The sequence below is a fragment of the Microbacterium sp. NIBRBAC000506063 genome, from assembly GCF_017968845.1.
Lineage (GTDB): Bacteria > Actinomycetota > Actinomycetes > Actinomycetales > Microbacteriaceae > Microbacterium.
On the sequence record NZ_CP072876.1, the window covers coordinates 2119937 to 2139765 of the forward strand.

Below are 19829 nucleotides of genomic sequence, written 5' to 3' on the forward strand. Positions count from 1 at the left end.
AGGGGGTGAGACGATGTCGCAGGGTGTGGAGCTCGCAACCGCCTGGGTGCGTCTCGTCCCCTCGGTCGAGGGCGTCACTGACTCCGTGACGAAGGCCTTCGCGCCCGGTCAGAAGGCCGCGGAGGACGCCGGCGGGAGAGCCGGCGCCGGCTGGTCCTCGAAAGTCAAGGGCGCGATCGGCGTCGCCGCGATCGTCGCCGGGGTCGTCACGACCTTCAAGAAGCTCTACGAGGTCGGAGCCGTCTTCGACGACGTCACCGACACCATCCGCATCGGGACGGGCGCCCAGGGCGAGGCCCTCGACGGCCTGGTCGATGTCGCCAAGAACGTCGGACGCAACGTTCCGGTCGAGTTCGACAAGATCGGCCCGGTCGTCGCCGATCTGAACACCCGCCTCGGGTTGACCGGCGACACGCTGCAGACCGTCTCGGCGCAGTACCTCGAGGCCGGCCGGATCCTCGGCGAAGACGTCGACATCAAGAAGACGACGGCCGCCTTCAGCGCCTTCCGCATCGAAGGCGAGCAGGTCGAATCCGCCATGGACACCCTCTTCCAGGTGTCGCAGGCGACCGGGGTCGGCATCAACGAGCTCGCCACCAACACCGCCAACGCCGCCCCCATGGTGCAGAACCTCGGATTCACCTTCGAGGACACCGCGGCGCTGATCGGCACCCTCGACAAGGCCGGCCTCAACGCGAACAAGATGCTCACGACCCTCGGTCCCGGTCTCGTGAACATGTCCAAGGATGGCGAGCAGCCCGCCGAGGTCTTCCCCGGGTCGTCGCCGAGCTCGAGGAGCTCGTCGCCGCCGGTGACACCGCCTCGGCGATAAACCTCGCCGGCAGCATCTTCGGCACCCGAGGAGCGTCCCAGTTCGTCGCGGCGATCCAGTCCGGCACGCTCAACATGGACGATCTGATGGCGTCCACCGGCGCCACAGGCGACACGATCCTCGGCGTGGCCGAGGAGACGGCCGACTTCTCCGAGCAGTGGCAGATCTTCAAGAACCGGGCACTGGTGGCCATCGAGCCCGTCGCGACGATGGTCTTCAACAGCCTCGGCGCGGCGATGAAGTGGGTCAACGACCTCTTCGACGGTATGGATCTCGGCGAGGTCTTCGGGCCGATGCTGTCCAGCGTGAGCGAGCTCGCCCCGCTCGTGCTGGACCTGTGGACGTCACTGTCGCCCGTGTCGCTGGCCTTCCAGGCGCTGCAGCCCGTGCTGCCGCTGCTCGCCGATCTGCTAGGCCAAGTCGCCGGTGTCGCGAGCGAGCTCGCCGCCGCCATCCTGCCGCCGCTGTCGTCCATCCTCGACATCGTCGTCGGTGTCGTCGTCGATCTGATGACCGCGTTCGCCCCGCTGATCTCAGCTCTGGTCGAGGCCCTCGCCCCGATCCTGACCGTCGTCGCGCAATTGGCCGGCGCCGTTCTCGTCCCCGCGCTACAGATCGTCGCCGGCATCGTGCGCGTTCTCGGCGACGTGATCACGTGGCTGGTGAAGACCATCATCAAGCCGTTCTTCACGAACATCGTCATCCCCATCGTGAAGGACGTCGCCGCCGGATTCGAAACCGCCTTCGGCGGGCTCGGTGATTTCTTCGAGACCATCTGGTCCGGGATCAAGGCCGGATTCAAGGCCTTCATCAACTTCATCATCGACGGGATTAACGGCTTCATCAGCGGCTTCAACTCCGTCGGTGGTTTCCTCTCGGACATCACCGGCGGGGCCGTCAGCTTCAAGATCGGCACCCTCCCGCGGCTCGCCGACGGCGCCACGATCCTGCCCCGCCCGGGCGGAACAGCGGCGATCCTCGCCGAGGCCGGCAAGCCGGAGTCCGTCGTGGACACCGGACTGCTCAACCGGGCATTGGAGGAAGGCCTCGATGGCGACACAGGCGGCATCCGGCCGGGAGACCGGGTGATCTTCGAGATCGAAGGAACCCCGCTGACCGCGGTCGCGAAGCGTGTCGTGGACGACGTGCTGCCGTCCCCGGTGCAGTCCCGCGTCATGTCGGTCTGACCCGTCCGCTACGCCCCGTCACTGGCGGGGCTTCGTCATCTGAGGGGGCACTGTGGCCGCGACTACTGAGCGTTTGAACTGGCTCCGTGCGTCTCCGAACGTGCGGTTCCAGCTGTTCGCGAACTACATCGGTGCTGACATCGCAGCGAACGAGTCGATCGTGGACGTGCGGATCCGGTGCGCGAACGGACCGGGAGCGACGTCGGCGACGCAGTCGAACGACGGTGGTTCGCATGTCGGGTCGATCGACGGGATCGGCACGTTCGCTTCTCGTTCGCAGACACCGTTCATCCCCAGCGGCCTAGGGGCGAACGCGCAACGGTGGAACCTCGAGGCGCGTGTGCGTATCCCGCACAACTCGAATGGATCCCACGCGAACGCGATCATCCGCATGATCACCGACTGGGGTCCTGGCGGTTCGTACGGGCAAGAGGGCACCTACTCGATGCCGCTGCCGACGATCCCACGAACCCCGACCAATGTGGCGGTGGAACGCCTGTCCGACACGTCCATGCGAGTGACCTGGGATCATGTTTCCCCCAGCACTCGCGGCCGCATCCAGCGGCGCATCAACGGTGGCGCCTGGCAGACCATCTACACGATGAACACGACCTCCGGGACGTTCACGAACTCGTCCGGACTCGGCGCGAACCTGCGCGTCGACTACCGCGTGGCAGGCGTCACCGATGCCGGCGTATCCGCCTACTCCTCCCCGGTCACCGTCTACACAACACCAGGCACTCCGCTGGCCCCTGCCGTCTCACGAGTCGCCGAGGGCATCCGCGTCGCATCGGCGTCCACGCTGAACACGCACGCGACGCATTTCGACATCCAGGACGACGGCGTGCTGGTCGCCTCCGCCCAGCCGGTCTCGAACCTTCCCTGGGTGCACGAAGACCCGAACCCGGCGATCGCGCACCGCTACCGCATCCGCGGCCGGCGTGCGTCCGGAGGGATCGGCTCATCAACCCTGATCGGCTCCTACTCGCCGTACTCGGCCACCGTCGAGCTGCTCGCCCCGCCAAACCCACCCACCGGGCTCACCCCCAACGGCGGCGTCGCCGCCGACGACATGGACGTGCGCCTCCAGTGGGTGCACAACCCTGTCGACGCGTCGGACCAGAGCGACTACGAGCTCCGATACCGGGAACCCGACGACGCATGGACCACCCTCGCCGGCGACGACGAGACTTTCCGCGACGTCCCCCTCACCGCGGGCGACTGGGAATGGCAGGTCCGCACCAAGGGCGAGCACCCCGACTGGTCGAACTGGTCCTCGACCGCAACAGTCGAAGTGATCAGCCGCCCCGGTGTCGCAATCACCCAGCCCGAAGACGAGTGGGACGCCGCGATCCTCCCCGTCACCTGGACTTGGTTCCAGGAGCAAGACCGGCCGCAGACGCAATGGCAGGTGCAACTGCTCCAGGACTCCGAAGTCATCGAGTACCGCGCCGGAGTCGGCGCCGCGACATCGTTCACCCTGCCCCGCCACCTCACCGAAGGCGAGTGGACGGTCCGCGTCCGAGGCCGCACCGGTGACGTGTGGTCCGACTGGGACGAGACAACCTTCCAGGTCGTGTTCGATCCCCCCGCCGCGCCGGCGCTCGCCGGGGAGTGGGACGAGGCGCAGGGCGGTGTCAGCTTGTCCTTCGGGCCGGTGGACGACGAGGTCGCGCCCGAGACGGTGCGTGTGGTGCTCGAGCGGTCCTTCGACGGCGAGGAGTGGCATTCCATCGCCGAGGGCACTGAGCCCACCGAGGTCGTCGACTGGGAGTCTCTGTCGAACGGGCACACCTGGTATCGGTCGACGTCGTTTACCGCACCAGGTGCGGCCGCCGAGACGGTGATCGTCGTCGAGGCACGATCGAGCGCGGTCTGGCTGTCCGGCGGCAGCGGTTTCGAGATCACTGGGCGGCTGCCCTACGACCCGAAGGTGACGATCACGGTGGGCCGTGAGACGGCGCTGAAGCAGTACGCCGGACGTTCCAAGCCGGTCGTGTACCGCGGTGAGGCGTTGTCGAGGATCGTGCAGATCCAGGGGACGGTACTGGACCAGGCCGTCGACAACGCCGGCATTGACCACCTGACCGAGCTGTCACATCTGTCGCATCCCGTCTTCCTGTTCCGCAGTCCGCGCGGTGATCGCATCTACGGGTCGATCAGCGCCATCAACCTGCCGCGCAGGTTCGGATCGTCCCTTCCGGGGAGTGGGACGGCGTGTGGGAGTACGGGGTGACGCTGACGGAGGCGGAGGCCGAGGAATGAGCAGGTGGCGATTCGAGCTCCTGGACCGCTGGGACCATCCGTTGCGGGATCTTGACGGGGTAACCGGTGGGAGCGCGGAGATCGTCGCGCAGTCTGTCCTGGGCGGATCCGGGCAGCTGTTCCTGCACCGCCGGCAGGACATCGACTGGATGTCGCACCGAGTGCGGGCGATCTACCAGGGCAACACGGAGTGGCCGGTCGGCACCTTCCTGCTGTCGTCGCCGAAGGCGGTCCACACCGCCTTCGGTGCCCGCTACGAGGTCGGGCTGCTGACGAAGATGAACGTCATCCAGGAGGACGCGGTCGAAGACCGCTTCTCCCTGCCTGCCGGCACCCCGGTCATCCCCACCGTCGTGAGCCTGATCCACTCCACCGGGGAGACCAGGATCGCCGTCACCGACAGCAGCAGCGTGCTCACTTCCGCACTGACCTGGGACGCCGGCAACTCGAAGTTGGCGATCATCAACGAGCTGCTGCAGTCCGCCGGCTATTGGGCACTGTGGTGCGACGGCGGTGGGCAGTTTCGGGTCGAACCGTACGTGGATCCGGCGTCCCGGCCCGTCTCGCACGTCTTCGAGTACGGGGAGGCGAGCCTGTACCTCCCCGATTGGGAGCACGAACAGAACCACTCCAGCGTCCCGAACCGCTTCGTCGCGATCGGTGAAGGCGACGAGGAGAACCCTCCCTTGGTGGGAGTGGCGGTCAACGAGGATCCCGCTAGCCCGTACAGCTTCCAGGCGCGAGGCCGGTGGATCACCGCGGAGCCGGACGAGGGCGTGGAAGCGGAGACGCAGACCGTCATCGACCAGTACGCGGCTCGCCGGCTTCGTGACCTGATGGACCCGGTCTCGAGGCTGACGGTGTCGCACGCGATGCTCCAGCTGGAGCAGAACGCCCTGGTGTCGTTCATCCCGGAGGACGGCGTGCAGCGTCTCGCGACCGTGCAGCGCATGGCCTGCGACTTCGTGTTCGCTCCCGACATCAGCGCAGAGTGGAGGCAGGTGTTATGACATCGGTCTTCGAGGAACTGTGGGCGGCTATCAGGGAACTGAAAGCCAACCGCGGCCCCGTAGTCCGGTGGGGAACGGTCGCGACGGGCTCTCCGCTCACCGTGTTCCTGGATGGCAGTCTCGACACTGCCGGGTCGCCGGTGCCGTCCCCGGCACGCTCGGTCATCCCGGACCTGCGTGCCGGGGACCGGGTGCTGTGCGTGGAGCAGCACCGCCGCGTCACTGTCGCCAACGTCGCCGGCCGCGCCCGGCTCGTCGAAGTCACCGACCTGAACGACGCGATCACGCCAGGGTTTCACTGGTGCGCCGGCGACGCCGCGAACAATCCCGCCGGCTTCGAGCTCGTCGTCCTCGCCGAAGCTACCGACGCCGGAGCGATCGTGCAGACGGCCCACCGATCCGGCACGACCTCGAGCAGTGCCCTGCGCACCGAGTGGCGGCGCCGACGGAGCGCGGCCGGTGCGTGGACCGGGTGGTTGGAGATCTCCAATCCTGCGATCGCGGACGGCATTGTCTCGGCATCGGTCGCGGCCAACACCACGGCCAGCTTCTCGGTCACCTTCCCGGCGGCCTGTTCTCTGCGGCACCGAACATCCAGGCGACCATGCAGGTCAACAATCCGCACCTGTACTCCGTCTCGTACAACAACCGCTCCGCATCCGGGGTGACCATCCTCATCCGCAACGAGACCAGCTCCGCGGTGACGCTCACCGCGAGCTGGTCGGCGATCGGGGTGTGACATGGTCTATCCCGTCTTCGACGACGCCGGCAATCAGATCGGCACGCTTGGTTCCCGCGATGTCGTCTGCAGCACCCCGCGCTGCATGAACAGGGGCGTCCCGATCGAGGTGCCCGACAACGACGACCCGGTGCTCTGCGGCCCTGCGGGCAGTGGATCACCCCACCGCCCGAATTCTGACCTCCATCCCCGCTCTGGGCTCCGCTCGAGCGGGCTCTCCGACCATAGGAGCACCATGCGATCCGTGAAGGACTACTACACCTACACTCCGAACGCCCGCCAGCGCTACGGCGCCCGCGGGACGGTGGCCGCACGCATCGCGGCACGGACATCTCGTACAGCACGACACCGGGCACCCCGGTGCCGGCGCTTCTTGGCGGGACCGTGCACGCGATCGTCGCCCCGTCAACCGGGCATGGCTTCGGGCACCAGTCGATCGTGGAGTCGGTGTTCGGCTCCAAGCGCTACCGGGTCTCCTACGCCCACGGCCGCGTCGCCCCACCCGTCCGAAAGGGCCAGACCATCAGCGCCGGCACGAAGGTGCTCGAGGAGGGCACCTCCGGAGCCACCTCCGGCTCCTGCATGCACCAGGAGGTGTTCGACATCGCCCGGGGCGTGTTCATCAACCCGGAGCCCTTCAACAGGCAGGTCCTCACGACCGGCGGCGGAGGTGGCACACTCCTGCCGACACAGCGACTGGTGACGTCGGTGTCCCTGAACCGCCGCCGCACCCCCGACCGCAAGTCCGCGCCGATCAACGAGGCCGGACGCGGCCCCTCAAGCGCGGCACCATCGGGAACTTCGTCGGCTGGAAGCGTGGAGAGAGCGTCGCCGGCAACGACGTCTGGTTCCAGGGCACCTCCGGCCACTGGTTCCACTCCGGCGGCCTCGACGGCGGCGCCCGCACCGTCGGCCTGAAAGACCTCAACCCGAAGGCCACGACCGCCACACGCACCGTGCGCACCCTCAAGGGCTCGACGACTGTCAACGGTCGCTCTCAGCCGAGGACCTCCGCGCCGGTCCGGCAGAAGCTCAAGCGCGTCGTCACCGGCACCTTCGACGGCTACCGCGTCGGGCAGAAGATCACCCAAAACGGCGTCACCAGCGACATCTGGTATCGCGGCGCGTTCAACGGCAACTGGTTCTGGGCCGGGAACTTCACCAACCGCTCGACCACCGGCCTCCGGAAGGTGTGAGCATGCGGCCCCACAACGTCCAGCACGGCCAGAAACGGCCCCAACCGTCCACAGGGCGCCTCCCCAGCGCCCTCCTGGCCGTGCTGGCACCCGCCGCCATCATCTGCCTCCTCGCCCTCGCAGGCACGGCAGGTGATGCCTGATGCCCAACCGCCGCTACAGGAAGATCCCGACCTGGATGATCATTGGCATCGGCCTGCTCGGGACCGGCGCCGCCATCGTCTGGGTCGCCACCCTGCGCGACGAACACGGCGACCGCCTCATCGACACCGCCACCTCGGCGGTCCTGGTCGCGCTGCTGGGCACGGCCGGCACCATCCTCGGCCTCGTCCTCCAGCGCACCGGCGAAGTCCGCCACCAGGTGCAGAACGACCACGGCACCAACTTCCGCGACGACCTCGACGACACCCGCAGCGAGATCGCCGCGGTCCGCGACATCGCCGAGCACGCGGTCCGCGCCGCGCAGAAGGGCTCCGACGACACCGTGCAGCTGCGCGAAGACGTCCAGCAGCTGCGCGAGGACCTCGGCGGCACCCAATCCGACATCCGCGGCATCCGACGAGACATCGGACGCCTGACCAACCACCTCACCCAAAAGGAGTCCTGATGGACATCACCCTGCCCACCATCCCCGCCGGCATGCTCGTGCTGCTCGCGCTCGCCGCGCCCTACCTGCAGGCGCTCGTCCAAGCGCCGGACTGGAAGCCCTGGGCCAAGAAGCTCCTCGCGGTCGTGCTCGCCCTGGTGCTCACGGCCGTCGTGCTGATCTTCTACTACATCTACACCGGCGACGTCATCCCGGACTGGCCAGCCCTCGTGCTCCTCGCGATCGTCGTCGCCCAGGCCTCCTACGCCCTGCTGACCAGAGCCACCGCGACCGCGCTCGAGCACCGCACCTCCGGCGAGATCCCCCGCCACTGACCGCTCGCACACGAGACCCCCGTCTCCGACCACTCACGGTCGGAGACGGGGGTCTTTCGTCGTGCCCGGGATCACGCAGCGTGCGGCGAGACCACCTGCGATACGCGGCCCGGAGTGATGTGCAGGGCCGTAGCGATGTCGCGCACCGACCACCCCTGAGCGGCCAGCCGAGCGGCCGCCTTCGCGGTCGAGTCAGCGAGCTCCTTCTGCTGCTCCTCGAGCTCATGCCGGCGCTCGCCGAGGGCGACGGCCGCGGCGAAGTCGTCGGGGACGCCCTCGAAGCGGAGGGAGATCTCGAAGGTCTCGTCGTCCGGGGCGTCGAGGACCAGGCCTACGACCTCCTGGAGGTTGCGGCGCAGGGCAGGGAGGTTGCGGGCGAAGGTGTGGGCGCCGGCGAGCTCCTGGACGTCGCCGATCCAGGTGTCGCCTTCGCGGGTGACGATAGCGGTGTAGCTCACTTCTTGGTCCATCCTTTCCCGAGGGCCGGTGCGAGGTCGCGGTCGATCTTGCTGAGCAGTCCGGCGGGGATGTCGTCGCGATCCTTGCCGGAGACGGTGGTGTGTGCCACGACGCCGTTCACTTCGATCCGGAAGAAGCGGTGAGAGCCGCGCTGGCGGATCAGCTCCCCGCCCTGGCTGGTGATCTTGGTGATGACTTCGCGTGCCTTCATAGTAGCAGTTTACCCACTAAACACAATTGATGTCAAGTCACTAAACACCAAGATTGAGCGCCCCGACGGATCAGACGTTCCCGCCCTTGTCGCGGATAGCGTACCAACGGTGAGCGATCGATCTGAACCTCTGCACCTCGCCGACAGGCCATTCAGCCTCCTCGGCAGCCTTGTACGCTCGCCACCACATCCGGCCGTAGCTGTCGGCATCGCCGGCTGTCGCGACGCCATCGGTCGGCGCGACCTCGGGATAGCCGTCCGGGACATTGCTCGGCACACTCCCGTTGGTAGGCAGATCGGCGGCGCGACGAGCCATACTCAACCACGTATCCCGGTCGGCATTGACCTTCTGTGTGCTGGCAGCGATTTCCGCTGGTGAGGCGAATCGGGCTACCGAAGCCAGCTCGCCTCGGTAATTCGACCCGAATCCGACCACCACGGCAGGGCTCCCACTCTCCACATACACTCGATCGCCGAGCTGCGGAGGCTGGGGCAAGCGCCACGCATAGGCATACCCATAATCCAGATCGTTGGGATCCCGATCCGGTGCAGCCTCACCGAGTTCGCGATGAGCGACCCGAACCACGTTGACACCCGGTATCTTCCTCCGCACGACCACGAGCGAGATCCACACGAACAGCCACAAGCCGCCCGTGAGTAGCGTAAGGATCAGATGCAGGACGTGGTTGGTCTTCTTCATGCTGCTCGCCTCCGATAGTCGCGTCTCCCGGCAGTGTAGCGAGCGGGGCGAACTCGAGGTCATCGACCATTCGGGCGTGGTCAGGCAGCGAGCTTGTCACCTCGACGCCCCTGATCTGCGCTCGCCGCGGATGGCAGCTCGACGATCTCGGCGGTCTTCGTGCCGCGGCCGGAGCGCGTCGGGAGCTCCCTCGTCGGCAGCACGGCGAGGGCGGTACGGCGGTCCTCGTCGAGCACCTTCGTGTAGCGCTGCGTCGTCTGCAGCGACGAGTGCCGCATGAGCTCCTGGACGGCGCGGATGTTCGCTCCACGGCGGACGAGCTCCGTGCCGAAGGCGTGCCGCAGGGAGTGACCGGTGAGGGAAGTGTCGACGATGCCGGCACGGTTGCGTGCGTCGGTAAGGAGGTCACTGACCGAGCTGCCCTTGATGTGCCCCGAACGACCCTTCCGGGCGGGGAACCACCACCCGGGCCCATCGTCGGGGCAATCTCGCGGATCGTGTCGTGGAGCGGCAGATAGTCGGTGCGGCCGCCCTTGCCGAGGACTTTGAGGGTGCCAGCGTCGAGGTCGACGTCGTCGGAATGCACGGCGGCGATCTCCGATGCCCGGAGACCCTGGTACGCGGCCAGGAGAATCATCACCCGCGTCCGCCGATAGGCGCCCGAGGACAGCAGCGCATCGATCTGCTCCTGCGTGTAGGGCCGGGGAAGGTGCGGTGGCACGATCACCTCGGGGAGCCGCAGCGCGGGATTGTCGGCACGGAGGCCCTCGGCATGCAGGAAGCCGTAGAACGCGAGGTAGGTCGCTCGGGCTGTCGCCTGGGTCGACGGTGCGATGCCGTCGCGGGCCTGATCGCGTCGGAGGTGGAACACCGTCGCGTCGAGCAGTGTGGTGCCCTGCCGTGCAGCGAATGCACGCAGGATCGAAGCTCGGGTGCTGACGGTGCGTTTCGCCCGGTTGCCGGCGCGCAGGTAGTCGGAGTAGGCGGCAAGCAGATCTTCGTCGTTCATGGTCTTCCCCTGATCGGTGAGCTTTCCTCGACGCTATGAACCGCGACGAGCGCGCCGCGAGGACCGACCCGCCCAGACTCGCGGAGCGTTCCTGGTGGGTGTCGTTCATGCGGCTGAATGCAGCCAGTGGGGTATCAAGACTGAGGGTGCAGCGCGGAGTGCACGGGGCATGCCGTGTCATCGCAATCGACGGTGCATCGCCCGTGACAGCCGAAGCAGATCGTCAGCTCGCCCTCGAAGTCGTACTCGAGCCCGTCGCCGCCGCACGACTCACACCAGTGCTCACCGATGTCGAGTGCGGCGGGCGGGTCGCCGGCGATGAAGCGCCCGTCGCCGAGCTCGATGATCGTAGCCATCAGGCGCTCGCCGGGAAGAGCTCGGTGACCTGCGCGAGCCGCTCCCGCTCAACTGGCGGGTGCTCACGGGTCGGCAAGAAGTGAAGTGTGCCCCCGACAGGAGTCGAACCTGCGACCTTCGGTACCGGAAACCGGCGCTCTATCCACTGAGCTACGGAGGCGTACCGGTCAACGATATCAGCGTTCGGGGCGAGTTCTGTGCCGGAAGCGCTGCGTGAGCACAGGCGAAGACGCGGAGACAGGCAGGTTTCCCGGATATCTTCCTGTTCCCCGCGCGTTCGCCTGTTCTCACGCGGCGACCCCGCGTGTCAGATCACTGGGCAGACGCCGCAGGCGCAGGCGCAGCCAGCTCCGCGAGTGCGGACGCGACCTGCTCGGCCAGATACCGGTGCCCGTCGTCGGAGGGATGCCGGCGCCCCTCGTCGACGTCGATCACCGCCAGGTAGTTGCCCTCCGTGATCCACTCCCGCTCGACCGGCGAGATGTACCACCAGCCGCGTGCCGCGGCCAGCTCGCCCAGGTCGCGGTCGATCCGGGCCGTGCCCTTCGCGACCGGCAGCGCATGCGGTGCGGGCCCGAGCACGACGATCGCGGCATCCGGATAGAGCGCCGAGAGCGCGTCCCAGGCATCCGTGACCGCTTCTCGATACCCGGACGTGCCGAGCCTGCGGTCGTTGATCGACCCCTGGACGATCACGAGGTCGGGGAGAGTCCGGGGTCGAGCGCGGCGATGCGCGCGCCGAAGGTGTTGCCGAAGTGCCCCTCGCGCAGATAGCCGCTGGCCGGCTCGCCGTCGACGATCGTCTCGCCGCCGATGAGCTCTGCGAGGAGAGCAGCGTAGCCGAGTGTCGGTGCGCTCGCGGCCGCGCCGTAGGTCCATGAGTCGCCGAACACCAGGACCCGAGGGCTCTCGGGCAGCGCGAGCGCTGCGGGGGCCACGGAGACGACATCGGATCCCGCACCCGCCGGCGACGCGATCGGGGCGGCGCCCACGGCCGCCACAGGCCGAGAACGGCGGCGAGGGCGGCCACGAGGATCAGCGCGATGAGCCCCGGGATCCGGATGCTGCGATGCGCTGAGGCCGCTTTCATGGTCCGAGAGTAGGCGAATGCCGCCCTCGCGCCCAATCGCGGCGTCACAGAACCGTAGAATTGACGGTCTATGAACCCCGAGACTCTCGCCGAAGCCCTCCTCGCCGTCATCGCACCGATCGCGGAGGCACGACGACCCGGCGAGCCTCTGGCGATCGACGCCGCCGACATCACGATCGATCGCCCGCGCAACCGCGATCACGGCGACTGGTCGTCCAACATCGCGATGCGCCTGGCGAAGCCCTTCGGCACGAACCCGCGTGAGCTCGCGCAGGAGATCGCCGACGCGCTCGCCGCGCACGAGGGCATCGCCAGCGTCGAGGTCGCCGGCCCCGGGTTCATCAATGTCCGGCTGGATGCCGCGGCGGCGGGCTCCCTCGCGAAGGCCATCGTCGAGACGGGCGTCGCCTACGGCACGAACGACTCGCAGGCCGGCAACTCGATCAACCTCGAGTTCGTCAGCGCCAACCCGACCGGCCCGATGCACATCGGCCACACCCGCTGGGCGGCGCTCGGCGATGCGATCGGACGCCTGCTGGCCGCCAGCGGCGCCAACGTCGCCCGCGAGTTCTACATCAACGACGCCGGAGCCCAGATGGACCGCTTCGGCCGCTCCATCCTGGCCGCGGTGCGCGGCGAGGAGATCCCGAGGACGGCTACGCGGGCTCCTACATCTACGACCTCGCCGAGCGCGTGGTCGCCGCCGAGCCCGGCATCCTGGATCTGGACGACGACCAGCAGTTCCTCGTCGCACGCGACCTGGCCTACGAGTTCCAGCTCGGCGATCTGAAGGCGTCGCTGGAGAAGTTCAACGTGCACTTCGACGTGTGGTTCAGCGAGCGCACGCTGCACGCCCCCGCCGAAGACGGCGGCCCGAGCCTCGTCGACCAGGCCGTCGACCGCCTCCGCGCGCAGGGCCACGTCTTCGACGCCGACGATGCGGTGTGGGTGCGCACGACCGACTTCGGCGACGACAAGGATCGCGTGATCCGTCGCTCGAACGGCGAGTACACGTACTTCGCCGCGGATGCCGCCTACTACCTGAACAAGGGCGACCGCGGCTATCAGCACAAGATCTACCTGCTGGGCGCCGACCACCACGGCTACGTGCACCGTCTCAAAGCGCTCGCCGGTGCCGCCGGCGACGACCCCGAGAAGGACATCGAGGTGCTCATCGGCCAGCTCGTCTCGATCAACGGCGCGCGGCTGAGCAAGCGCGCCGGCAACATCATCGAGCTCGACGACCTGCGCGACTGGCTGGGGACGGACGCGCTGCGCTACTCGCTCGAGCGCTACCCGGCCGATTCGCCGCTCACCCTCGACCCCGAGATCCTCCAGAAGCGCACGAACGACAACCCCGTCTTCTACGTGCAGTACGCGCACGCCCGCACCCACAACGTCGCCCGCAATGCGGAGGACTCGGGCGTGGGTCGTACGCAGTTCGCCCCCGAGACCCTCACGCACGAGACCGAGGCGGCGCTGCTGGGCGCATTGCAGGAGTTCCCCGCATCGTGGCCTTCGCCGCCGAGGTGCGCGAGCCCCACCGCGTCGCGCGCTACCTCGAGGAGCTCGCCGGCCTCTACCACCGCTGGTACGACAATTGCCGCGTGATCCCGCAGGGCGACGACCCGATCGAGCCCGTGCACCACACACGCCGCTGGCTCAACGACGCCACCGGCCAGGTGCTGCGCAACGGACTCGACCTCCTCGGCGTCCGGGCTCCGGAGCGCATGTGACGGCACACCCCGCGGCGGTCGGGCAGACACCCCGTCGTCGGCGTCGTTGGCCCTGGGTGCTGCTGATCGTCGTGGTGCTCGCCGGCGTCCTCGTCGTCGCCGGCGAGGTGATCGCCCGTGCGGTCGTTCCGCAGGTCGTGCGCGCCCAGGTCGTCCAGGCGCTCGAACTCCCCGATGACCAGGACCTGGAGGTCGAGGCCGAGGGCGTCCTGCTGCCGCAGCTGCTGACCGGAACTCTGAACGCCCTCCACCTGTCATCGGATGCGGTCGATCTCGGGGAGCTGACCGGCAGCGTCGAGGCGACGGCGACCGACGTGCCCGTACGCGGTGGCGAGATCGGCGGCATCACCGGCACCCTGCGGATCGAGGCCGACCAGTTCACCGGGTTGCTGGCGGCATCCGACATCCCGCTGGAGCGGATCACCCTCGGTGACGGCGTCGTGACCCTCGAAGGAACGGTGCCGGTCTTCCTCGTCGAGCTGCCCGTGAAGGTGGGGTCGAGCCGAGTGTCCGCGACGGCGACATCCTGCTGCGTCCGTCGGTCTTCGAGATCGGCGGCGCCGAGGTCGACATCTCGGCCCTTGCAGAGCGACTGGGCGGATTCGGCGGCGACCTCACCGGCCCCTACACCGTGTGCATCGCCGATCGGATGCCGGCGGGCATCGCTCTCACCGATATCACCGTCGCAGGTGGCGCCGCGGTATTCGACGTCTCCGTCGACGGCCGGATCACGGTCGACGAGACGCTGCAGCAGCTCGGCAGCTGCGGCTGACGGTCCGCGCCTCACCCGGTCGTTGAGCGGGGACGCGCAGCGACCGAGCCGACACGCGGTGCGGATGCCGCTCAGTCGCTCGCAGCCGCATCGCGGGCGGCGCGCAGCTCGGCCGCGGCTTCGGCGACCGCCTTCTCGGCCTGCTGCACCCGACGCTCGGGGAGGGTGCGCGCCGAGAAGCGGGCGTGCACGCGGTCGTGCTCCTCGTCGACGCCGACGCAGATGTAGCAGGCGGCGTAGAGGATCACCTGCGTCGACAGGTTCACCCACAGCAGCAGCGCGATGAGGGAGGCGAACGAGGCCAGCAGCGGGTTCGAGGTGGCACCGCCGACGAAGAGGCTCGACAGCTCCTGCAGCACGAGCAGTCCGGCACCGCCGAGGAGCGCTCCCGGCCACAGGGCCCGTGCCGACGCCCGCACCCCCGACAGCAACCAGAAGACCGCGGCGATGAGACCCACGTCGAGCGCGAACACGACCAGCAGCGACAACAGCCGAATCCCCCAGGAGGCGGCGGCGCCGTCGAGCCCGATCGCCTCCGCGACCTCCCGTACGCCCAGGCGTGCGGCGAAGGTCAGGCCCGCTGCGACGACGAAGGCGGCGGCGATGCCGAGCGCGAGGGCGAGGTTGCGCAGCAGCACCCACACGAAGGAGATGTCGTCGGATGCGGTGCCCGCCAGAACGCGCAGCGCGGTGCGCAGGGAGCCGATCGCGCCGAGCGCGGCGCCGATGAGACCGATGAGCGACAGCGTCCCGGCGATGGAGAGCCCCACCGGCGCACGGATCGAGTCGGGGTCGACGATGCCGTTCTCCCCGACGAGGCCCGGGATCGCGCTGTCGACCGCGTCGATGAGCGCAGCCCATGCGGTCGGGTTGCCGGAGAGCCACAGCGCGGCGATCGAGAAGCCCAGCAGCAGGCCGGCGAAGATGCTGAACAGCGCGCGGTAGGTGATGCCGTCGGCGAGCATCGGACCACGCCGCTCGGTGTACTGGAGCGCGGCGCGGACGGGCTTGCGCTCCAGCGCCCAGGCCGTCACCGCCGCGATCGTGCGCTGCACCCCGCCCAGCGGTTTCTCTGACTCTGTCCTGCTCACGTCGTCCACCCTACGCAGGCGCCGTCGCGCGCTCACACCCTTGACATCCCACTTCCGGTGCGGCATCCGACAGGACACACGTCGCTGGCCGACTCTGCCTGTCTCAGAAGATGCGGGCTGTCGTGCACTGTAGGCGCATCTTCTGAGACCGCCGGAACCGTGTGTCTCAGAAGATGCGGGAACCGCCCGGGTTTGCCCGCATCTTCTGAGACAGGCTCCGACTGCGGCGAACGGGACGTATGCCGAGGGGTGATGCAGTGTCGATATGATCGAGGGATCGTCGCCCCGCGCGATCCTCCGAAGTCTCCAGCTAAGGTGCTCCGTGATCTCCCGCCTGCCCGCCAATCCGCTCGCTCCGCAGTGGCTCGCCGTGCCCGAGGACGCCAATGCGCTCGCCGCAGGCGTGTGGCCGGCATCCGCCGCCCGAGACGACGACGGCGCCCTCACGATCGCCGGAGCCCGCGCCGACGAGCTCGTCCAGCGGCACGGCACGCCGCTCCTGGTCATCGACGAGGACGAGGCCCGTGGCCGCGCCGAGCGCCTGCGCGCAGCCTTCGACCGCGCTGCCGCCGCTCACGGCACGACCGCGACCGTGTATTACGCCGGAAAGGCGTTCCTCAGCACGATCGTCGCGCAGTGGATGACGGATGCCGGGCTGAACGTCGACGTCTGCACGGGTGGGGAGCTCGCCGTCGCGCTCGCCGCGGGCGTGGCGCCGGACCGCGTCGGCTTCCACGGCAACAACAAGTCGGTCGCCGAACTCGAGCGCGCCGTCGAGACGGGCGTCGGCACGATCATCGTCGACAGCGAGATCGAGATCGAGCGCCTCGCCGCGATCACCGCGCGCACCGGCACCGAGCAGCGCGTGCTCGTGCGCGTGAACAGCGGCGTGCACGCAGAGACCCACAGCTTCCTCGCCACGGCCCACGAAGACCAGAAGTTCGGGTTCACGCTCGTCGAGGCGGAGGCGGCGGTCGCCCGCATCCGAGAGCTGCCTTTCGTGCGCTTCGTGGGGCTGCACTGCCACATCGGTTCGCAGATCTTCGGCGTCGCCGGCTTCCGCGAGTCCGCCTCCCGGGTGATCGAGCTGCACGCACGGCTCCAAGAGGGCGGCGAGGTCCCGATCCTCAACCTCGGCGGGGGTTTCGGCATCGCCTATACCAGCGCCGACGACCCGACGCCGATCGACGAGCTGGCAGAGGGCATCGTCGCGACCGTCGCCGACGAGTGCGCCGCGCGCGGCATCCGGATCCCGCGCCTCGCCTTCGAACCCGGACGCTCCATCATCGGCACCGCCGGCGTCACCCTCTACGAGATCGGCACGACCAAGGACGTCACGGTCGACACGGGCGGAGAGACCGCCGCGCGCCGCTACGTCAGCGTCGACGGCGGCATGAGCGACAACGCCCGCCCCGCGCTGTACGGCGCGCAGTACTCCGCCCGCCTCGCATCCCGCGAGGGCACCGGCGATCCCGTGCTCGTGCGCGTCGTCGGCAAGCACTGCGAGTCCGGCGACATCGTCGTCGACCACGAGTACCTGCCGGGCGACCTCACCCCCGGCGACCTGCTCGCCGTCCCCGCGACCGGCGCCTATTGCGCCTCGCTCGCGAGCAACTACAACCATGTGCCGCGCCCGGCGGTCATCGCCGTGCAGGACGGCGTCTCGCGCGTGCTTGTGCACGGGGAGACCATCGACGATCTGCTCGCGCGTGATGCCGGAATCCCGTCCGCTGTACCCGAAGCTCGTACTGAGCGAGCGCCAGCGGGTCGAAGTGAAGGAGAACGATGCTTGTACTGAGCGAATGGAATGAGTCGAAGTGACACCCGAGTACCGACGACTCCGCGTGGCGCTTCTGGGCGCCGGCGCGGTGGGATCGCAGGTGGCCTCGCTCCTGCTCCAGCACGGCGACGAGCTCGCCGACCGCGCCGGGGCCGTTCTGGAGCTGGCCGGCATCGCCGTGCGCGACGTGAACGCTCCCCGCGACGTGGATCTTCCCGCCGAGCTGTTCACGACGGATGCCGAGAGCCTCATCGTCGGTGCGGACATCGTCATCGAGCTCATGGGCGGGATCGAGCCCGCCCGCGAGTACATCCTCCAGGCGATCGGCTCCGGCGCGGATGTCGTGACCGCCAACAAGGCGCTGCTGGCCACCCACGGTCCCGAACTGTTCGAGGCGGCCGACCAGGTGGGTGCCTCCGTGCACTACGAGGCTGCGGCCGCCGGTGCGATCCCGATCATCCGCCCGCTGCGCGATTCGCTCGCCGGCGACCGCATCGTGCGCATCATGGGCATCGTCAACGGCACGACCAACTACATCCTCGACCGCATGGACACCGAGGGCGCCGACTTCGCCGACGTCCTGGCCGAGGCGCAGAGGCTCGGCTACGCCGAGGCCGACCCCACGGCGGATGTCGAGAGCTATGACGCCGCCCAGAAGGCCGCGATCCTCGCGAGCCTCGCCTTCCACACGGCCGTTCCGCTCGAGGCCGTGCACCGCGAGGGCATCACCGGCGTCACCAAGGCCATGATCGACCAGGCGCGCGACGCCGACCAGGTGATCAAGCTGCTCGCCGTGTGTGAGCGCATCGACGTGGATGGCGCCGAGTCGATCTCGGTGCGGGTCTACCCGGCGCTCGTCTCGCGCACGCATCCGCTCGCCTCCGTGCACGGCGCGCACAACGCCGTCTTCGTCGAGGCCGAGGCGGCCGGCGACCTCATGTTCTACGGCGCCGGCGCCGGTGGCATCCAGACCGCGTCCGCCGTGCTCGGAGACGTGGTCTCGGCCGCCCGCCGCCACATCGCCGGCGGCACCGGGGTGGGGGAATCGACCCGGGCGAACATGCCGGTCGCCCCGATCGGCCACGTCGTGACCCGGTACCAGATCACCCTCGAAGTGGACGACCAGCCCGGCGTCCTCGCCACGATCGCAGGGATCCTCAGCGACGGCGGCGTCTCGGTCGCCACCGTCGTGCAGACGGTGGTCGACCTTTCGACGCCGGTTGCTGAGCCTGGTCGAAGCACAGGGACCGGGATTCCCACGGCCCTCCTCGTCATCGGCACCCACCGGGCCACCGAACAGGCGCTCAGCGACACCGTCGCGCGCCTGGCAGAAAGCGATGTCGTCGAACGTGTGGCCAGCGTGCTGCGCGTGGAAGGAGAATGACCATGGCACATCTTTGGCGCGGAGTCCTGCGCGAGTACGCCGACCGGCTCGGGGTCACCGAGCAGTCCACCGTCGTCACCCTCGGCGAGGGCGGCACGCCCCTGCTTCCTGCACCTGCGCTCTCGCGCCGCACCGGTGCCGACGTCTGGGTGAAGTTCGAGGGCATGAACCCGACCGGCTCCTTCAAGGACCGCGGCATGACCGTCGCGCTGTCCCGCGCCGTCGAGCACGGCGCGAAGGCCGTCATCTGCGCCTCGACGGGCAACACGTCGGCATCCGCCGCCGCCTACGCAGCCCACGCGGGGATCACCGCGGCCGTGCTCGTGCCCGAGGGCAAGATCGCGATGGGCAAGCTCAGCCAGGCCGTCGCCCACAACGGACAGCTCATCCAGGTGCGCGGCAACTTCGACGACTGCCTCGACATCGCCCGCGAGCTCGCCGAGCACTATCCGGTCCACCTGGTCAACTCCGTCAACCCCGACCGCATCGAGGGGCAGAAGACCGCCGCCTACGAGGTCGTCGAGGTGCTCGGCGACGCACCCGACTTCCACTTCATCCCGGTCGGCAACGCCGGCAACTACACCGCCTACTCCCGCGGCTATCGTGAGGAGGAAGGGCGCGGCGAGGCCACCCGCGTGCCGCGCATGTTCGGCTTCCAGGCCGAGGGCTCGGCGCCGATCGTGCGCGGCGAGGTCGTGAAGAACCCCGACACCGTCGCGACCGCGATCCGCATCGGCAACCCCGCCTCGTGGGAGCTCGCGCTGGAGGCGCAGAAGGCGACGGACGGGTACTTCGGGGCGATCGACGACAGGCGCATCCTCGAGGCGCAGAAGCTGCTCTCTGGCGAGGTCGGGATCTTCGTCGAGCCCGCCTCCGCCATCAGCGTCGCGGGTCTCCTCGACCGCGCTGAGGCCGGTGCCGTCCCGAAGGGCGCGCGCGTCGTGCTCACGGTCACCGGTCACGGCCTCAAGGACCCCCAGTGGGCGCTGCGTCAGCCGGACGGGTCGGATGTCGCCCCACCGTCGTCGACGCCGCCACGAGCGAGGTCGCGAGCGTCCTGGGCCTGCAGCCGAAGGGATCCGACGCGTGA

At 68.8% G+C, this 19829-nt stretch carries 19 protein-coding genes, 1 tRNA gene and 4 pseudogenes; 14 read left to right on the forward strand and 10 right to left on the reverse strand.

The genetic code is table 11. The features are described from left to right. The first annotated feature begins 25 nt into the window (after nt 1–25). From KAE78_RS12075 to KAE78_RS12115, 9 genes are all read left to right on the forward strand, one after another. Nucleotides 26–832, forward strand: coding sequence for a phage tail tape measure protein (locus tag KAE78_RS12075; protein ID WP_223171003.1), 807 nt, complete (start codon nt 26–28; stop codon nt 830–832). 86 nt (nt 833–918) lie between these two features. Further along, nucleotides 919–2019 carry a hypothetical protein gene (locus KAE78_RS12080; RefSeq protein ID WP_223171004.1) on the forward strand — a complete coding sequence of 367 codons (1101 nt, stop codon included), beginning with the start codon at nt 919–921 and terminating at the stop codon, nt 2017–2019. A gap of 100 nt (nt 2020–2119) precedes the next feature. After that, nucleotides 2120–4255, forward strand: coding sequence for a hypothetical protein (locus KAE78_RS12085; RefSeq protein ID WP_223171005.1), 2136 nt, complete (start codon nt 2120–2122; stop codon nt 4253–4255). A 178-nt stretch (nt 4256–4433) separates the two neighbouring features. Further along, nucleotides 4434–5294, forward strand: coding sequence for a hypothetical protein (locus KAE78_RS12090; protein ID WP_223171006.1), 861 nt, complete (start codon nt 4434–4436; stop codon nt 5292–5294). Further along, a complete protein-coding gene (locus tag KAE78_RS12095) occupies nt 5291–5962 on the forward strand; it encodes a pyocin knob domain-containing protein (protein ID WP_223171007.1) in 672 nt (223 codons plus the stop codon). Before KAE78_RS12090 ends, KAE78_RS12095 begins: the two co-directional genes overlap by 4 nt. A 431-nt stretch (nt 5963–6393) precedes the next feature. Beyond that, nucleotides 6394–6951, forward strand: a complete 558-nt coding sequence (locus tag KAE78_RS12100; protein WP_262927656.1) for a hypothetical protein — start codon at nt 6394–6396, stop codon at nt 6949–6951. A 38-nt stretch (nt 6952–6989) separates the two neighbouring features. Then, entirely contained in the window at nt 6990–7229 is a 240-nt protein-coding gene (locus tag KAE78_RS12105; protein WP_223171008.1) for a hypothetical protein, read from the forward strand. A 178-nt stretch (nt 7230–7407) separates the two neighbouring features. Continuing rightward, nucleotides 7408–7836: a DUF2746 domain-containing protein gene (locus KAE78_RS12110; protein WP_223171009.1), complete on the forward strand. Its 429-nt coding sequence runs from the start codon at nt 7408–7410 to the stop codon at nt 7834–7836. Then, on the forward strand, nt 7836–8150 hold the full coding sequence (locus KAE78_RS12115; RefSeq protein WP_223171010.1) for a hypothetical protein: 315 nt from the start codon (nt 7836–7838) through the stop codon (nt 8148–8150). The genes KAE78_RS12110 and KAE78_RS12115 overlap by 1 nt, the downstream gene beginning before the upstream one ends. A 71-nt stretch (nt 8151–8221) precedes the next feature. Here KAE78_RS12115 and KAE78_RS12120 read toward each other — a convergent pair whose 3' ends face one another. The 9 genes and pseudogenes from KAE78_RS12120 to KAE78_RS12150 all read right to left on the reverse strand — a co-directional run bounded on the left by KAE78_RS12120 (nt 8222) and on the right by KAE78_RS12150 (nt 11765). Continuing rightward, on the reverse strand, nt 8222–8608 hold the full coding sequence (locus KAE78_RS12120) for a hypothetical protein (RefSeq protein WP_223171011.1): 387 nt from the start codon (nt 8606–8608) through the stop codon (nt 8222–8224). After that, nucleotides 8605–8820: a type II toxin-antitoxin system HicA family toxin gene (locus KAE78_RS12125; RefSeq protein ID WP_223171012.1), complete on the reverse strand. Its 216-nt coding sequence runs from the start codon at nt 8818–8820 to the stop codon at nt 8605–8607. The genes KAE78_RS12120 and KAE78_RS12125 overlap by 4 nt, the downstream gene beginning before the upstream one ends. Nucleotides 8821–8890: 70 nt before the next feature. After that, a complete protein-coding gene (locus KAE78_RS12130) occupies nt 8891–9520 on the reverse strand; it encodes a hypothetical protein (RefSeq protein WP_223171013.1) in 630 nt (209 codons plus the stop codon). 80 nt (nt 9521–9600) lie between these two features. Then, nucleotides 9601–9798, reverse strand: a complete 198-nt coding sequence (locus KAE78_RS17875) for a hypothetical protein (RefSeq protein ID WP_262927877.1) — start codon at nt 9796–9798, stop codon at nt 9601–9603. Between the two features lie 9 nt (nt 9799–9807). Then, nucleotides 9808–10122, reverse strand: a pseudogene (locus tag KAE78_RS17880) (tyrosine-type recombinase/integrase); the annotation flags it as partial. Beyond that, a pseudogene (locus KAE78_RS19865) lies at nt 10065–10529 on the reverse strand (tyrosine-type recombinase/integrase); the annotation flags it as partial. The pseudogenes KAE78_RS17880 and KAE78_RS19865, both read right to left, overlap by 58 nt. A 134-nt stretch (nt 10530–10663) precedes the next feature. Further along, nucleotides 10664–10885, reverse strand: coding sequence for a hypothetical protein (locus KAE78_RS12140; protein ID WP_223171014.1), 222 nt, complete (start codon nt 10883–10885; stop codon nt 10664–10666). An 88-nt stretch (nt 10886–10973) separates the two neighbouring features. Beyond that, nucleotides 10974–11046 (reverse strand) — tRNA-Arg (locus KAE78_RS12145). Between the two features lie 152 nt (nt 11047–11198). After that, the gene (locus tag KAE78_RS12150) at nt 11199–11765 is read right to left on the reverse strand and encodes an SGNH/GDSL hydrolase family protein (RefSeq protein ID WP_223171015.1); all 567 of its coding nucleotides are present in this window, start codon (nt 11763–11765) and stop codon (nt 11199–11201) included. A gap of 281 nt (nt 11766–12046) precedes the next feature. Between KAE78_RS12150 and KAE78_RS12155 the strand changes: the two are divergent. Both KAE78_RS12155 and KAE78_RS17890 read left to right on the forward strand, forming a co-directional pair. Next, a pseudogene (locus KAE78_RS12155) lies at nt 12047–13712 on the forward strand (arginine--tRNA ligase). A 649-nt stretch (nt 13713–14361) separates the two neighbouring features. Then, a complete protein-coding gene (locus KAE78_RS17890) occupies nt 14362–14484 on the forward strand; it encodes a hypothetical protein (protein ID WP_262927657.1) in 123 nt (40 codons plus the stop codon). Between the two features lie 71 nt (nt 14485–14555). Here the strand turns inward: KAE78_RS17890 and KAE78_RS12160 are convergent, their stop codons facing one another. Next, nucleotides 14556–15575: a YihY/virulence factor BrkB family protein gene (locus tag KAE78_RS12160; RefSeq protein ID WP_223171016.1), complete on the reverse strand. Its 1020-nt coding sequence runs from the start codon at nt 15573–15575 to the stop codon at nt 14556–14558. A 325-nt stretch (nt 15576–15900) separates the two neighbouring features. Between KAE78_RS12160 and lysA the strand changes: the two genes are divergently transcribed. The 3 genes and pseudogenes from lysA to thrC all read left to right on the forward strand — a co-directional run bounded on the left by lysA (nt 15901) and on the right by thrC (nt 19829). Continuing rightward, entirely contained in the window at nt 15901–17373 is a 1473-nt protein-coding gene (lysA, locus tag KAE78_RS12165) for a diaminopimelate decarboxylase (RefSeq protein ID WP_223172487.1), read from the forward strand. A 46-nt stretch (nt 17374–17419) separates the two neighbouring features. Continuing rightward, nucleotides 17420–18739 (forward strand): homoserine dehydrogenase, encoded by a 1320-nt coding sequence (locus KAE78_RS12170; protein WP_262927658.1) that lies wholly within the window; start codon nt 17420–17422, stop codon nt 18737–18739. Between the two features lie 2 nt (nt 18740–18741). Then, a pseudogene (gene thrC / locus KAE78_RS12175) lies at nt 18742–19829 on the forward strand (threonine synthase).